Raw genomic sequence first — 15,424 nt, 5'->3', positions numbered from 1 at the left:
GTTTGGCGCGGACTTTTCTCTGGGGAGGTTAATATGCGGCAAAACGGTAATGCCCATATTCTGGTGTTGGGGGGAGATGGCTTTTGCGGTTGGCCTACGGCCTTGTTTTTATCGCGGCAGGGATACACGGTCACTATCGTGGATAACTTCTCAAGGCGTCGTATCGACGAGGAGTTGGGGGTGGAATCCCTGACACCGATTGAGAGTATTGGACAGCGCCTACAGTGCTGGTGGGAGACGACCGGGCTAAATATCCGGCTGCACAGGCTGGATTTGGCTTGTGACTACGAGCCGCTAATGGAGTTGATTGCCGAGACCCAGCCCGCTGCTATTGTGCACTTTGCTGAGCAACGCGCAGCGCCATATTCCATGAAATCCTCGCGTCATAAACGCTACACCGTTTCCAACAATATCAATGCCACTAATAATCTTCTCGCCGCGGTGGTGGATGCCGGCGTCGATAGCCATATCGTTCATCTCGGTACTATGGGAGTTTACGGTTATGGCTCTGCGGGCATGAAGATTCCAGAAGGTTATCTGGATGTGGAAATACCGATGGCAAACGGCCAGAGGGTGTCCCAGCAGATACTCTATCCCACTAACCCTGGCAGTATTTACCATCTGACGAAATCCCAGGATCAGCTGCTCTTTGCCTACTACAACAAAAATGATGGTGTGCGAATTACAGATTTACACCAGGGGATAGTGTGGGGGACACAAACCGTGGAAACCTCCCTGGATGAGCGCCTAATCAACCGCTTCGACTATGACGGTGATTATGGCACTGTACTGAACCGCTTTCTGATGCAAGCCGCTACCGGACATGAATTGACTGTACACGGTACCGGCGGGCAAACCCGTGCATTTATTCATATCTCCGATACTGTGCGCTGTATCCAGCTGGCGATTAACTCTCCTCCCGTCGCAGGAGAGCGGGTGCGTATCATGAACCAAATGACCGAAACCCATCGGGTGCGTGATCTCGCCAAAATGATTGCCGATGTGAGCGGAGCCAAGGTGGCATTTGTCGACAATCCGCGCAATGAGGCTGCAGAAAATGATTTATTTGTGGAGAATGCCAGCCTCTGCAACCTGGGTTTAAAACCGACATTTTTGGCCCAGGGATTACTGGAGGAAATCTCTGAAGTAGCGGGGAAATATGCCTATCGCTGCAATGCAGAGCTGATCCCGTGTCGCTCTTACTGGCGCAACCACAAAGTCCAGGAAAGTACTCCAGATGTTGAGACACCACACCTGCACAAAGTACTTGAGGGGGCCCAGAATTTGATTCGGCCCACTAACTCTTAGCCGACGACTGGAACTCCTATGCCAGGCTGGGATTGCTCTGCGCATGTGCCTCTGTCGATTACGGAGCAGAGTATTTACAACCTGAATCACCGCAAGGTACTGGCGGACCTGATTACCCGCGCGATGCGTATTAAGGGGGATGTAGATGTCGAACTGTTTGAGCGGGCTGTGCCCGCGGTTATAAATGCTTACCCTATTTTTCGCTGTCGCTACCGGGATGAGCCGGCTATCCGAAGTTTTGATGATATCGAACTGGACTATATGGATATTCGCCATATGAGCGAGGCGCATATTACCAGCTTCCTGCGCCAGTTCAGCAGTTCCCCAATGGATTTAAATTCGGACCAGCTGCTAGGCCTCAGCCTTTTTCGTACCGGTGAGGATGAATATATTTTCTTGACCAAGTGCCACCACATTATTACTGATGGTATTAGCCTGTCTCTGTTGTGGGCCGAATCCCTAGCTGCTTACCTGGCAATGGGAGCTGGGAAACCCTATAAGCCCCGCAAAGAATCCACCGATTTTGCCGATTATATCAATTTTGAGGAGACATATCTTGGGACGGAGCGCGGGCAAAAGGCCAGTTACTATTGGCGCAATAAGTTAGAGTTGCAGAGAGACGTTGTATGGCAGGCTTCGCACCAAGAGATTGTCTCAATTAATTGTAGCGAGGTGACTCTCAGCATTGACGGGGCCGATTTTGCACAGATTCGAGCCAATGTCAGTGATGCAGAAATTAGCTTGTTTGCCTTCTTATGCGCCGCCTACCAGCAAACTTTATGTGAATTTCTTCATCATGACTTTTGGCTAAATACCAGCCTGTCTCTGCGCTTAAAGCGAGAGCACCGCTATATTCTGGGCCCCATGTTTCGCTATGGCAATTTGTCAGTTTGCAGAAATGAATCCTGGTCAGAAAAGCTCGTGCGTCTGTCACGAGAGATCCGGCATGCGATGCGCACTGCCTACGCCGCTGATTCAATTGGCCCTCACGGCAGTATCGGCCACAGCCTCAATGCCTCAAGCTGCTTTCTTATAACCTTTCTTCAGGCGGAGGAGCATCATGAAGGATTTACTGCTGTGTATACCGGCGAAACTTCAGAGTGGGTAGAAATTAGTGAGAACTTGAAAATACATACGACCCCGCTGCCAACGCGTCTCACCCCTTACGGAATTTATCTCTCATTGGCAGTCTATGGCGGTCAGTTACGGGCGAGCTTTATCTATAATGTGAACTGTTTCAGTTTTAAGCAGGTGGAGAGCATTGCAGATCGCTGGTGCCTTCGCTCAATTTATGGAGCGGATGAGAAAATGCCTCCCCTGTGAGTCTCCCATAGGCATTTCTGAGTGCTAGGCAGTGCGTATACCTAACTAGTGTTAAACAGATTGCAGTAGCCATCATGTCTCGTTGTGCCTTTATTACCCTCGTAAACAGCCCGGATTATGTGATTGGTGCGGTTGCGCTAAAACGTTCGCTGGAAAGGGTGAGGGCTACACACCCTTTGATAGCAATGGTGGTTGCCGATTCTGTGGATACGGAACCGCTGGAATTATCTGGATGCCTGGTGCGGGAGATCAGCCCACCAGATTTTTCTGAGGCATTTATCCAGCGTCACGAGCGCGCAGGACTTCACATGCGCGCGCCTTTCGATAAGGGGGAAAAACCTCGGTTCCATATTCCTCTGAATAATTTTTGCAAGCTGTCCCTCTGGCAGCTGGAGGAATATGACAAGCTAATTTTTCTCGATGCAGATATGTTGGTACTGCGCAATATCGACCACCTGATGGGATACCCTGAATTTTGTGCCGCGCCCAATCTCTATGAAAACTTGGACGGCTTTGGCCGAATGAATTCTGGCCTATTTACCGCCGTACCTAGTGTAGAAACTTACCGGAAAATGCTGGCATTATTGGATAGGCCGGGCGCATTTTGGCGGCGCACCGACCAGACTTTTCTGCAGGCATTCTTCCCCCGCTGGCACGGCATGCCTTATATCTACAATGCCCTGCAGTATCTGTTTTTTAATCTACCGCAATTATGGTTGTGGAGTAGCATTCATGTGATTCACTATCAATACGAAAAACCCTGGCAAAAGGACCATACGAAAATGGAGCAGCTCAGACCCTTGATCGAATTGTGGTGGGCAGTCAATCAGGGTCGTGATATCGGTGCGAGAATCGAGCAGTTGACCCATGAGCAGAGTCAGTCAGTGAGTAGTGCCCAGTGAATATCGGCATCACTGGCGCCAGTGGCTATGTGGGGCAGTTTATTGTCCGTTACTTTCTCGATCATGGTTATAAAGTGCGAGCACTATCCCGCACAGGTCATAAATCTGGGTTATTTCCCTTTGCTACAGGTAGCAACTTTGAGTGGGTTGCTGGCGATATGGCGGATCGTGCAGTTCTATCCAGGTTTGTTAGTGGTTTGAATGCGATAGTGCACTGTGCCTATGATCACTTGCCTGGGCGTTATCGTGGTGGGGAAGGGGAGAATCTTTCCGGTTATCTCCAATCTAACCTGAACAGTACGCTGCTACTGATGCAAGTGGCTCATACTGCCTCCGTGGATAAATTTGTTTTTATTTCCAGCAGGGCCGTGTACGCGACGGGGTGTTTGCGAGGCAACTTGTACGAGCATCAGGCGGCCTTGCCCGATACATTTTATGGGGCTTACAAATCGGCGGTGGAAGCGATGGTTTCCGCTTGGGCCCAGCAGCGTCAATGGCACGCGGTCTCCCTGCGTCTCACCGGAGTCTATGGTGTGGTGAATCCCCTCGAGCGCAGTAAGTGGTATGACATTGCTCGCGCAGTGGTGAGCGGTGAGCCCTTCACTCAAACCAGAGTTGCCACAGAAGTACATGGGGAAGATGTCGCCAGGGCAGTGGAGTTGGTCCTATCGGAGGCGGATGCCAAGGGGAGGGCGGTGAATTGCAGTGATCGCCTGGTGAGTTACCGAGAGGTGGCGGAGATTTTGCAGTCCATGTTGGGTAAGCCTAGCCCTCTGCCCCCAGAAGCTCAGGGAGAGCGGCCAGCAATAATGGATTGCGCCTATTTACAGGCCAAAGGGTTCCGCTTTGGTGGGGCGAAGCGTCTGCGCCACAGCCTGCGCCTCTTGGCGGAGGCTGTGAAGCTCGAACAAAAGCTCTGTCACTAACTATTGGGAAGCTGGATGTGGGTAGCCCTGCTTCAGCCGATTGGCCAGTGCATCAGTTCCAATGTTTCCCCACTCGCTTTTAGGCACCAGGCATTGCGATCCCAGTCTCCCAGTACAATGCGCTCTGCTGCAGCGTCATCAAGTGAGAAGGGGTGGCGACCGGGCCTGTGGGTGTGGCCGTGGATCAGGGTATTTACGTTGTATTCACGCATCACTCTTTCCACTTCCTCAGGGGTAACATCCATGATGTCTTCCGCTTTGCGACTATTCATGGCTTTGGAGGCGGCGCGAATCTGTGCGGCGATAGCGCGGCGTTCTCCCAAAGGCTTGGCCAGCAACCCCTGTTGCCAATTGGGGTCCCGCGCCTGACGCCGAAAAGTCATATATTCCTCGTCGCGAGTGCAGAGGCTGTCGCCATGCATTAATAGAACCTTCCGGCTTGCCAGAGTGAGGGTAGTTGGGTCTTGCAGTAGCACCGCACCTGTGCGCTGGGCAAAATCGGTACCGAGCAGGAAATCGCGGTTGCCATGCATTAGGTACAGTTCCACCCCGGTGCCACTGTAGTGGCTTAACTCCCGCATCACCTCTTCAATCAGGGGGGCATCGTCGTCATCGCCAATCCAGGCCTCGAAGAAGTCGCCGAGAATATACAGTGCTTCGGCACCGGCGGCGGGGCCGCGCAGAAAATCAAAAAAAGCCTGAGTAATCTCCGGTCGGTTCTCATCGAGGTGCAGATCGGAAATAAAATAAATAGACAATGTCCCCGCCTTAGAGCCTAAATGGGCTCGAAAAATTACTTGTCTGCGTAGTCGTCAGAAATGCTGATACCGGTGATTTCGATGGTTTCCATGGGTACGTCCTGATGAAAGCCCTTGCTGCCGGTTTTTACGCTCTTGATCTTATTGACCACGTCCATACCGTCGGCCACTTTGCCGAACACGCAGTAACCCCAGCCCTGGGTGTCTTTGCTGCGGAAGTTCAGGAAGTCGTTGTCCTTTACATTGATAAAGAACTGGGAGCTGGCGGAGTGGGGGTCCATGGTGCGGGCCATGGCCAGGGTGCCGGTGTCATTCTTCAGGCCGTTGTCCGCTTCGTTTTCAATGGACTCGCGGGTTTCTTTCTGCTCCATGTCGGGGGTCATGCCGCCACCCTGAATCATGAAGTTGTCGATCACCCGGTGGAAAATGGTCCCAGTGTAAAAATCGTCACGGCAGTACTGCAGGAAGTTGGCTGCGGTCTTTGGGGCCTTGTCGAAATCCAGTTCGATAGCAATATCTCCGTGGGTAGTGTGCAAGGTGATCATAAAATGTCCTATGAGGGTTGATTTCGGCCGGCATGATACCTTTTAGTCAGGAGCTGTAAAACGCCGAGTCGCGATATCATAATGGATTGCCTAAAAAGTGTGCGCCAACAGCAAAAATCATCGTCTGGCGCTCAGCTAAATAGGATATTCTGTGGCTCAAATAGGGTATAATTCGCCGTTTATGTTCGCACAGCTGTAAATAAGAGAATCCTATGACATCCGAGAGCAAGCCCGCTCACTTTTTACAGAACCTTATTCGCGAAGACCTGGCAGAGGGCCGGGTATCCCAGGTGGCAACCCGCTTTCCACCGGAGCCGAATGGATATCTACATATTGGACACGCCAAATCCATCTGCCTGAACTTTGGTTTGGCTCAGGAGTTTGGCGGCACCTGCAATTTACGTTTTGATGACACCAACCCGGCTAAGGAAGAGGAAGAGTTTGTCGATGCGATTAAGCGCGATGTCTCCTGGCTCGGTTTTGAGTGGAATGGCGAGGCCAAATATTCCTCGGATAATTTTGATCAATTGTACGAGTGGGCACTGCACCTGATTAAAGATGGCAAGGCCTACGTCTGCGATCTGTCCGCAGAAGAAGCTCGTCACTACCGTGGCACGCTGAAAGAGCCGGGCAAAAACAGCCCTTTCCGGGATCGCTCTGTCGAGGAAAACCTGGCGCTGTTTGAAAAGATGCGCAACGGTGAAATGGAAGAAGGCCAGTGCAGTTTGCGCGCCAAGATCGATATGGCCGCACCGAATATCAACTTGCGTGACCCGATCATCTACCGCATCAAAAAGATGGCTCACCACCAGACCGGTGATAAGTGGTGCATTTACCCCAGCTACGATTTCGCTCACGGCCAGTGTGATGCGATTGAGGGTATCAGCCACTCCATATGTACTCTGGAGTTTGAAGATCACAAGCCCCTGTACGACTGGCTGATCGAGAACCTGCCGGTGCCTTCGCGCCCGCGTCAGTACGAATTTGCACGTCTGCACCTCAACTACACCGTGGTATCCAAGCGCAAGCTCAAGCAACTGGTAGACGAAGGCCATGTAGATGGCTGGGATGACCCCCGCATGCCGACCCTGTCCGGTATGCGCCGTCGCGGCTTTACTCCGGCCTCCATTCGCAACTTCTGCGAGATGATTGGTGTAACCCGCTCCGATTCCGTCGTCGATGTGAGCATGCTGGAGTACAGCATTCGCGACGACCTGGATAAAAATGCACCGCGCGCTATGTGCGTGATGGAGCCTTTGAAGATCACCCTGAAAAATTACCCGGAAGGTCAGGAAGAACTGTTGTCAGCACCGGGCCACCCAGTGCGGGACGATCTGCCGGCCCGTGAACTTCCGTTTGGCCGCACTCTCTATATTGAGAAAGAGGATTTCCGCGAAGAGGCCAACAAGAAGTACAAGCGTCTGGTGCTGGGCAAAAAAGTTCGCCTGCGCAACGCCTATGTGATCTTTGCGGAAGAAGTCGTGAAGAACGATGCCGGTGAAATTGTTGAGGTGATCTGCTCGGTTGATCTGGACACCCTGGGTAAGGACCCGGCCGACGGCGTTAAGCCGAAGGGCGTTATTCATTGGGTATCTGCCGATAACAATGTCGATTGCGAAGTGCGTCTCTACGATCGCCTGTTCAACGATGCGGCGCCGGATGCCGGCGGTAAAAACTTCCTCGACTGCGTAAACCCGGACAACCTGCAAATCCTAAAAGGCTGTAAGGCGGAAATCGGCCTGGCCAAAGCGGAGCCGGAGCAGGGCTACCAGTTCGAGCGCAACGGCTATTTCTGTCGCGACAGCAAGTACGGCAGCGCAGAAGCGCCGGTGTTTAACCGCACCATTGGTCTGCGCGATAGCTGGGCTAAAGAGCAAAACAAATAGCAAGGCGAAGAGCTGCCCGAGCGGCAGTTTTCGCGGTTGGGTCAGGGGCTGGCCCAGCCAGACAGCAAAAAGAATTTGAGAGAAAAGATGTCTCTACAGGTCTACAACACGTTTTCCGGGAAGAAAGAACCCTTCGTACCATTGGTGGAAGATCAGGTGCGCATGTATGTGTGTGGCCCCACCGTGTACAACCGCGTGCATATTGGCAATGCCCGCCCTGTGGTGGTGTTTGACACCCTGTACCGGGTACTGAAAAGAAACTTCAGCGATGTGATTTACGCGCGCAATATCACCGATATTGACGACAAAATCATGAAGACCGCGCGGGATAACGGCGAGGAAATCGGCGTGCTGTCGGCGCGCTATGCCCAGGCTTACTACGAGGATATGGCCGCGCTCAATAACCTGGAGCCGGATATCGTTCCCTACGCCACCCAGCACTTGCCGGAAATGATCGCGATGATCGAAAGCCTGCTGGAGAAGGGCCACGCCTACGCCGCCGAGGGCCATGTGCTGTTCGCGGTGGAGTCCATGCAGGAATACGGTCAGCTGTCCAAGCGCTCCCTCGACGATATGCTCGCCGGTGCGCGGGTGGAAGTAGCGCCTTACAAAAAATATGCCGGTGACTTCGTATTGTGGAAGCCCTCCTCAGAAGAAGAGCCCGGTTGGGACAGCCCCTGGGGTCGCGGTCGTCCTGGTTGGCACCTGGAGTGCTCGGCCATGATCAAGAAGCATCTGGGTGACACCATCGATATTCACGGCGGCGGTCGCGACCTGACCTTCCCCCACCACGAGAATGAGCGGGCCCAAAGCTGCTGCGCCAATGGCGTGGATTTTGTGCGCTACTGGATGCACAACGGCTACGTGAATATCGACGGCGAGAAGATGTCCAAGTCCCTGGGTAACTTCCGCATGGTCAAAGACCTGCTGAGCCAATACCCCGGTGAAGTGCTGCGTTTCGCACTGCTGTCTGCCCACTACCGCTCTGAGCTGAATTTCAGTGCTGACTTGCTGGATCAGGCATGGCGCACCCTGGATACCCTCTACGGTGCACTGCGTGAAACGGAAGTGGTTGAGGCGCAAGCGGCAGATTTGGCCGGCACCGCTTTTCTTAAAGCATTGGAAGATGATCTAAATACCCCCATCGCCATTAGCGAGCTGCACCAGATCGCCCGCGATTTGAATAAGGCCGAAGACGCCGATAAAGCGCGCCTGAAAGGTTTGTTGCTGGCGGCCGGTGAAATGCTCGGTATTTTGCAGCAAGACCCGGAAACCTGGTTCAAGCAGGCCCGCGGTGGCGAGGAAACTATTTCCGCAGAGGAAATTGAAGCGCTGATTGAAGAGCGCGTGCAGAGCAAGAAAAACCGTGACTTTGCCCGCGCCGATGAGATTCGCGAAGAGTTAAAATCAAAAGGTGTGGTGCTTGAGGATAGCCGCGAGGGCACTAAGTGGCGCCGCGAGTAGGGCGCCTCTATCCCCTAAACAACATCCTTAAACTAAGCTCACTGATTTCTCCCTGGCTGGTCGCAGCTGGGGAGAAAAAGCCATTCGAATTTCATTTGTAGAAGCGAACCATGAAAAAAGTACTCTTTCTGATCTGCTCCGCTGTAGCCCTTGTCGCACTGACCGCCTGTGAGCCCAAGCGCGGCTCCGATGCCTGGTGTGAAAAAATGGATAAAGTGCCCAAGGGCCAATGGACCCTGGATGATGGACGCGACTACACCAAGTACTGCGTATTCAACCAAAAGCCGGAAGAGGAATAAGTGGGCCTATAGTCGTTGTTCTTCGTCGATTCTTACCAGCACTTCTTCCGCCCGCTGACCGGTAAATACCGCGAACAGGTGGTTGAGTGCTTGCGTCTTTTGTATGAGCGTCTGTACACCGCCAAGGCTGACTACGGTGAGTCTTTGCTGCGGGAACAGATCCTGGGAATTTTTGCTGAGGCCCTGACCCGCGCGCCCCAACTCGATAGTGAAGATGGAGTGCAGGACCCCGAGGGCCGCTTCCGCAACCTGCGCGATCAAGCCGTCTGGGTACTGAACAGCCTGGTGGAGTTCGGTTGGTTGGAGAAGCAGGTGGACAGCGCCACGCTCACCGCCACCTATCCGTTTAGCCGCCGGGGCCGACTTTTCACTCAGCCGCTAGTGGAAGTGAACGGCACTCGCGTGCGCACCCGCCACCGCAATACCCGCAACACCTTAAATGCCCTGGAGGCCTTCGCCAGTCGAGGTGAAATCCACGACTTGATCGATGCCTGGGAATACTCCGAGCGTATCGTGGCGGATTTCACCGATATGATCGCCGAGCTGGAAGAGCGCAAGCGGGAAATGGTGCGGGAGGTGGAGGCCCAATTGCTGGTGCAGCAGGCCACCGATGAGTTTTTCTCCTTTATGGAGAGCCGCTTCCAGCCGGACCTGGCTATTCGTCTGTCTGCGGACAGCGTGGAAAAACATCGCGATTCCATCAACCGGGTGATTGACTGCATTCGCCGCAAGGAGGATATGCAGAAAGCGGAGTGGGAGAAGCGCCTGCGCCAGCTGCTGCCAGAATTGATGCAGCCCGGCCAGTCCCTGCTGTGGCTGATGCTCGATACCATCGAGGACCGTATGCGCCGCGCCTGCGAGGTGAAGTTGCCCGCGTTGCGCCGCGCGTTACAGGGTTTTACCAAGCGCGCGGATATTATTATTCGCCAGCTCAGCTACCTGCACAGCCAGGCCGAGGGCGAGTTTGCGGATTTGTGCCAGCGTCTCGGTGAGAGCCAGCAAAAAACACAAATTCTCGAGCAGCTGGGCGAACAGTTAGGTGGCTTCCAGCTGCGCCTGTTTGACCCCAAACAAACCCAGCTGTGGCAGCGCAATCGCCGCCAGCCGGTGAATACCCGGGTCGAAGATGAAACCCCCATCGGTGAAGAAAACCGTCGCGAGATCGAGCTGCAACAACTGCTCGACCAGGCGTTTAATTTCAACAACAGTAACCTGCGCGATTATCTGAGTGATGCTCTCGGCACCGGCCGCCAGATCAACAGTCGCAACCTGCCATTGCGCGATGCGCGTGATCTGCTCGCTATGAGCCATGTGATCGAAGCGGCGGCGGTGAACCAGAGCGGTGCCGCCGACTTGCAGGTGAAATTTACCGGTGAAATCGCCAGCAATGATTATTTCACCGAATTTGACGAATATATCCTGGAGCTGAAAAACAGTGATTGAACAGGCTTTGGATGAGGCCCTGGCGCAGTGTCGCCTGAACCGCAGCGAATTTTCCGAGCTGCTGGTGCGCCTGTTGGATTACGGCGTTATTTGCCGGGATGAAAGCGTTATCGAAACCACGCTTTACGATCGCTTCCAGCGCTGCGAGCAGCTGGTGCGCGAGTGGTTGGCCCCGCTGGGATTGCGTTTGCAGCACGACAGCCGTTTCCAGTTTATCCGCGTGTATCCGCCCGGCGCCGAAGTGCCGGGTCTGCCGGATCAGGAAGAGCCGCACCACGGCGGCTTCCGCGCCCGTCTCAGTCAGCAGGAAGTAGCCGCGATTCTCGCCTTACGAGTGGAATACGATAAAGCGCTGCGGGAAGGGCAGGTGGATGAGAGTGGTTGCGCCGCGCTGTCACTGGAAGCCCTGGAACTGGGCATGCGCAATCTGCTGAAAATGTCCCTGCCTGATAAACATGCCGAGCGTAAAAACCTGCTGAAGAAATTGCGCCAGCTGCGTCTGGTGCAGTTCAGCAGCGAAGAAGTGGAGACCAGTGCGGAAGTTTGGTTGCGCGTGCGCCCGACCATCGCCCACTTTGTCAGCGAGTCAGTATTGCACCAGCTGATCGACAGCGAAGCCCCGCCCGCAGTGGAGAGCGAGGCCACTCAAACTGATGAAATTGATGAGGCTGAAGAGGCGGAACAAGAGCAAGCGCTCGAACGCATCACTCCTGAAGTCGAAGATAACAGCCTGTTTGAGAGTGAAGCCGCTTCCTAGTTGAAAATAGAGGCCGCAGTAGCGGCTATAAAAAATCGAAAACATTCGACCGCCCGGGTTTGCGTAAATCATGCCCGGGAGCCTCGGAGAGGGGTGTCGGCTTCCCGCCAGTAAAAAGACCCTGCTTTTGAAAAGACCGTTTTTTTGAAAAGACTATGTTCCTAAAAAAACTGATCCTGATTAACTGGGGCAATATCCCGCAGTTGGAATATGATTTCGGCCCGATCAACCTGTTTTCCGGTGGCAACGGTTCCGGTAAAACTACGGCGGCCGATGCTATCCAAACATTGATGACTGCCGCCCACGACACCCTGTTTACCTTTAACCCGGGGCAGGATGAAACCACCCAGCGCGGCCGTGGTGGCAAGCAGGTGCGGACACTAGCTTCTTATGTACTGGGTTGTGACGACGGCAGTTACGCTCGGGTAGAGCCCACCGACTGTTACATTGCCGGTATTTTTCACCCCACCAGCGGTGAAGACGATGCTGAGCCTTTTACTGCAGTGATGGGTATTCGCGCACACCTGGATAACAGCAGCAAACCCGCCCAGGCTCGCCAGAGTGATTTGCGCTTTTTTGTATTCCCCGGTGAACAGTTGGTGATGGGCGATTTTGTCCGGGATTACACCGATGGCAAACACCTGCTGCCGCTGGATAAATTCAACCAGGTCCTGAGCAAGCAGTTCGAAAAAGTAGAGCAGTACGACAAGAAAAAGGCCTACCTGCGCCGCCTTTACGGCGCACTGCGTGGACGCCGCGATGCGGTCTCCGATCGCGAGGCCATGCACGCCGCGCGCACCTTTGCCAATTTTATGGCCTACAAGCCAGTAAAAAGCATCAACGATTTTGTCGCCCAGGAAGTGTTGGAAAAACGCGATCTGGGTGATGCCATCCGCTCCGTCTCCGAGCTGATGAAAACCATTCACAGCATGGAGCAGGAAGCCCGCCAGATTGTAGAGCGGGTCAGTTCCCTGGAGGCCATCGCCCAGTCGGTAGAGCTCTACCGGGAGCAGTGGTTGCAGTTGCGGGTGCAGGAATATTTGTGCGCACGCCACCGCCAGCAGCGGGTGCAAAAGAGTTATCTGAGCGGCAAGAACGACCAGAAAAAACTGCGCAGCGATCTGGACAACAATGAGCGCGAAGTGCGCGTCGCTTCCGAGCGCGTCGAGCAACTCAATGGCCAGCTGGTAGAGCTTCAAGCCCAGCGCCTGGGTATCGATGCGCTGCGCAATAAGGACGAACTGGAACAGCGTATTAACAATGCCTTGAGCCTTCTGTCCCAGCAGCACACCCCCATGTCTGCCGAAGAGGCCCGCTGGCGTGAGAACCGCGAGGCCGCCGAAGAATTATTAAATCTGCTCAACTCCACCTCCGCCGAGCTGGAAATTCCCGCCTTCTCCGATAAAGCACTGGTGCAGGCGATCAAGCAGGTAGCCCGCGAGGAAGACCTGCCGGATCTGCACAAGTTGCTGGGCAAGGACTGGATTGACCTGGCCGCATTGGAGCCACTGCGCGAGCGCGCTGCCAGCAGTGAGGCCCTACAGAACCGCCTCTACGACCTGCTGGATAGCAGTGGTAAAGCTGGCGTCGGTGATGAGGTTTCCCCCAAAGAGCAGATTGCCCAGCAGGCCTCCCGCTGGGAGCAAAAAGTACAGCAGCTGCAAAAGCAGCTGCGCACCCAGGAGAGCCGCATTCAGCATCTCCAGGCCAACCGCGTGCGCTACCCCCAATCGGTGGAAGCGGCCCTGGCCGTAATTCGCGAGCAGTGCCCGGAGGCAGAGCCCCGTGTCCTGTGTGATTATGTGGAAGTGCTGGATGAGCGCTGGCAGATGGCGATTGAAGGCTATCTGGGCGGCGCGCGTTTCTCGATTATTGTGGAGCCGGAACACGAGGCCCGCGCGATTCGCTTAGTGCGCGGCCTGCCCGGTCGCAATAACCGCGCCCGGGTGATCCAAGGGGATAAAGCCCGCCGCGATGCGGAGCGCCTGGATACGCCGTCGGGCTCCATTATCGAACTGATGGAGTTCACCCATAAAACTGCCGAGCACTATTTGCGCGCCTCTTACGGTGCCGTGGTGCAGGTGGAGGATGAACACGAGCTGCGCGGCACCCGCCGGGGCCTGACTGCCGACGGTATGGCCAGTGGCAACTACAGCATGTGGCGCTGCGATATGGACGATGCCGAGCTGGTCTTCGGCCAGGGCGCCCGCGCCCGCGCACTGGCGGCGCAGCAGCGCGCTATGGAGCAGTTGCTGGAAGAGGCCGCCCACGTCAACGAGCGCCACCAGCTCTACCGCCGGGTCACTAACGCGGTGCGAGGGTTGGCGAATATCAAGCTGTTGTCCATAGTGGATTCCGCCCTGGCGGCCCAGCGGGAATGGCGCAGCGCCGAGCGGGCTCTGGAAAACCTGGACCTGAAGGACTTCGAGCAGTTCGAGCAGCAGGTCGATGAACTCAAAGCCCAGCTCAAAAACCAACAGAAGCAGCTGTCTGATCTCCAGCGCAAGCATGGCTCTCTGGAGACCAAGCTAAGGAGTAATGAAAAGCTCTTGTATGCCCTGTCTGGCGAGCTTGAGTCCCTGGACGATGCTGCCATTGACAGCGAGGAAATGGTAAGGCGCATTACCGCCATCGACCCCACTTTCGATGCCGAGCAAGTGCTGGTTACTGCTGACGAGCAGGTAGAACGTGCGGCCGACAACTTCGACTTCTCAGCGGATATCGAAAGTTGGCAGGGACAGCTGGAGAAATACAGTCGCCAGTTGGATCGCGCGATGATGGAGTACAACGCCACCTGTGCCAGCATCGATACCCTGGTATTTGAGCCCGACTTGAGTGGCGGCCATAAAGATGGCCTGTTCAAGTTGATCAGCGGTCTCGGCGATCAGGTAGAGACCCTGCGTAACCGCCTGAAGAACAACCTGCTGGTGGAGCGCCACGATCAACTGCTGGGATTGAAAAAATCCTTTAACACCACTTTTGTAACCCACTTGTGCCACGCTATTTACCAGTCCATTAACGATGGTAAGCGCGTGTTGGATGATCTGAACAAAGAGCTGGAGCACCACCGCTTTGGCGCCGACCGCGAGCGCTTCCGTTTTGACTACCAGTGGGTGGCGGAATTCAAGGAATATTGGAGCTTCTTTAAGGCGGTAATCGAACTGCCGAACTTGGGCGAAGAGCAGAGCCTGTTCGACACGGACTTGGCGCCCAAGCACCGCAAGGTGCGGGATCGCCTGTTGAGTATGCTGCTGAGTGAAGATGAGCAGGTGGCGCGGCGCGAGCTGGATCGAATCAGCGATTACCGCAACTATCGCAGCTATGAGATCTATAAGGAACCGGAAGGCAAGGAGCCGATTGCGCTCAGCCAGTACGGCACCGGTTCCGGCGGCCAGCTGGAAACGCCGGCTTATATTATCCGCTCCGCAGCGGTCACTTCGGCCTTCCGCTTTGGTGAAAGCGGCAGCCATTTGCAAATGGTGCTGGTGGATGAGGCCTTCTCCAAAATGGATGAGTCCCGCTCCAAGGAAGTGATCCGTTACCTGACTGAAACCCTGGGCTTACAGCTGCTGTTTATTATGCCCAGTAGTAAATCTGGGCCTTTTATGGACCTGATTTCGAATCAGTTTGTATTCAGCAAGTGCCCCAGTGCCAAGCCCATCGGCCAGCTGAATACGCGGGTGTATGTCGATCGCAAGGTGTGCAACCAGGAGCGTATCGCCGAACTCTGGGCCAATCACCGCCGCACGATTCGCCAGCAGGCGTCGCTGGATTTTATGGACCTGGTAGAAGTAGAAGGATAGGTATTTTCGG

Annotated in this window: 12 protein-coding genes; 10 read left to right on the top strand and 2 right to left on the bottom strand. The window is 54.6% G+C overall.

Features of this window, described 5'->3' with window-relative positions; translation table 11 throughout:
- Nucleotides 1-33 precede the first annotated feature (33 nt).
- From ACJJIC_RS16040 to ACJJIC_RS16025, 4 genes are all read left to right on the top strand, one after another.
- Nucleotides 34-1,308 carry an NAD-dependent epimerase/dehydratase family protein gene (locus tag ACJJIC_RS16040; RefSeq protein WP_444909285.1) on the top strand — a complete coding sequence of 425 codons (1,275 nt, stop codon included), beginning with the start codon at nucleotides 34-36 and terminating at the stop codon, nucleotides 1,306-1,308.
- An 18-nt stretch (nucleotides 1,309-1,326) separates the two neighbouring features.
- Nucleotides 1,327-2,631 (top strand): condensation domain-containing protein, encoded by a 1,305-nt coding sequence (locus ACJJIC_RS16035; protein WP_445357389.1) that lies wholly within the window; start codon nucleotides 1,327-1,329, stop codon nucleotides 2,629-2,631.
- A 74-nt stretch (nucleotides 2,632-2,705) separates the two neighbouring features.
- Complete coding sequence (locus ACJJIC_RS16030) at nucleotides 2,706-3,533, top strand: glycosyltransferase (RefSeq protein WP_444900462.1); 828 nt, start codon at nucleotides 2,706-2,708, stop codon at nucleotides 3,531-3,533.
- Complete coding sequence (locus tag ACJJIC_RS16025; protein WP_444905141.1) at nucleotides 3,530-4,459, top strand: NAD-dependent epimerase/dehydratase family protein; 930 nt, start codon at nucleotides 3,530-3,532, stop codon at nucleotides 4,457-4,459. Before ACJJIC_RS16030 ends, ACJJIC_RS16025 begins: the two co-directional genes overlap by 4 nt.
- Nucleotides 4,460-4,491: 32 nt before the next feature.
- Here the strand turns inward: ACJJIC_RS16025 and ACJJIC_RS16020 are convergent, their stop codons facing one another.
- Entirely contained in the window at nucleotides 4,492-5,217 is a 726-nt protein-coding gene (locus ACJJIC_RS16020; RefSeq protein WP_444905140.1) for a UDP-2,3-diacylglucosamine diphosphatase, read from the bottom strand.
- Nucleotides 5,218-5,252: 35 nt separating this feature from the next.
- Nucleotides 5,253-5,762 (bottom strand): peptidylprolyl isomerase, encoded by a 510-nt coding sequence (locus tag ACJJIC_RS16015; RefSeq protein WP_252082100.1) that lies wholly within the window; start codon nucleotides 5,760-5,762, stop codon nucleotides 5,253-5,255.
- A 212-nt stretch (nucleotides 5,763-5,974) separates the two neighbouring features.
- Between ACJJIC_RS16015 and ACJJIC_RS16010 the strand changes: the two genes are divergently transcribed.
- The 6 genes from ACJJIC_RS16010 to ACJJIC_RS15985 all read left to right on the top strand — a co-directional run bounded on the left by ACJJIC_RS16010 (nucleotide 5,975) and on the right by ACJJIC_RS15985 (nucleotide 15,414).
- The gene (locus tag ACJJIC_RS16010) at nucleotides 5,975-7,648 is read left to right on the top strand and encodes a glutamine--tRNA ligase/YqeY domain fusion protein (RefSeq protein ID WP_444905139.1); all 1,674 of its coding nucleotides are present in this window, start codon (nucleotides 5,975-5,977) and stop codon (nucleotides 7,646-7,648) included.
- Nucleotides 7,649-7,735: 87 nt separating this feature from the next.
- On the top strand, nucleotides 7,736-9,112 hold the full coding sequence (gene cysS / locus ACJJIC_RS16005) for a cysteine--tRNA ligase (protein WP_444909289.1): 1,377 nt from the start codon (nucleotides 7,736-7,738) through the stop codon (nucleotides 9,110-9,112).
- A 110-nt stretch (nucleotides 9,113-9,222) separates the two neighbouring features.
- Nucleotides 9,223-9,411: a DUF3012 domain-containing protein gene (locus ACJJIC_RS16000; protein WP_444900467.1), complete on the top strand. Its 189-nt coding sequence runs from the start codon at nucleotides 9,223-9,225 to the stop codon at nucleotides 9,409-9,411.
- 15 nt (nucleotides 9,412-9,426) lie between these two features.
- Nucleotides 9,427-10,854, top strand: coding sequence for a Wadjet anti-phage system protein JetA family protein (locus tag ACJJIC_RS15995; RefSeq protein ID WP_445357388.1), 1,428 nt, complete (start codon nucleotides 9,427-9,429; stop codon nucleotides 10,852-10,854).
- Nucleotides 10,847-11,611 carry a DUF4194 domain-containing protein gene (locus ACJJIC_RS15990; protein ID WP_444909291.1) on the top strand — a complete coding sequence of 255 codons (765 nt, stop codon included), beginning with the start codon at nucleotides 10,847-10,849 and terminating at the stop codon, nucleotides 11,609-11,611. The genes ACJJIC_RS15995 and ACJJIC_RS15990 overlap by 8 nt, the downstream gene beginning before the upstream one ends.
- A gap of 155 nt (nucleotides 11,612-11,766) precedes the next feature.
- Nucleotides 11,767-15,414 carry an ATP-binding protein gene (locus ACJJIC_RS15985; protein WP_445357387.1) on the top strand — a complete coding sequence of 1,216 codons (3,648 nt, stop codon included), beginning with the start codon at nucleotides 11,767-11,769 and terminating at the stop codon, nucleotides 15,412-15,414.
- The last annotated feature ends 10 nt before the right edge of the window (nucleotides 15,415-15,424 follow it).

Source organism: Microbulbifer mixtoriginis (SeqCode) (genome assembly GCF_052468275.1).
This window is presented reverse-complemented; position numbering and strand designations above follow the sequence as displayed.

Bases quoted from the DNA above. Each gene is read 5' to 3' on its own strand.
- ACJJIC_RS16000 (WP_444900467.1), top strand. From the start codon at position 9,223: ATGAAAAAAGTACTCTTTCTGATCTGCTCCGCTGTAGCCCTTGTCGCA.
- cysS (WP_444909289.1), top strand. From the start codon at position 7,736: ATGTCTCTACAGGTCTACAACACGTTTTCCGGGAAGAAAGAACCCTTC.
- ACJJIC_RS16040 (WP_444909285.1), top strand. From the start codon at position 34: ATGCGGCAAAACGGTAATGCCCATATTCTGGTGTTGGGGGGAGATGGC.
- ACJJIC_RS15985 (WP_445357387.1), top strand. From the start codon at position 11,767: ATGTTCCTAAAAAAACTGATCCTGATTAACTGGGGCAATATCCCGCAG.
- ACJJIC_RS16035 (WP_445357389.1), top strand. From the start codon at position 1,327: ATGCCAGGCTGGGATTGCTCTGCGCATGTGCCTCTGTCGATTACGGAG.
- ACJJIC_RS16015 (WP_252082100.1), bottom strand. From the start codon at position 5,762: ATGATCACCTTGCACACTACCCACGGAGATATTGCTATCGAACTGGAT.
- ACJJIC_RS16010 (WP_444905139.1), top strand. From the start codon at position 5,975: ATGACATCCGAGAGCAAGCCCGCTCACTTTTTACAGAACCTTATTCGC.
- ACJJIC_RS16030 (WP_444900462.1), top strand. From the start codon at position 2,706: ATGTCTCGTTGTGCCTTTATTACCCTCGTAAACAGCCCGGATTATGTG.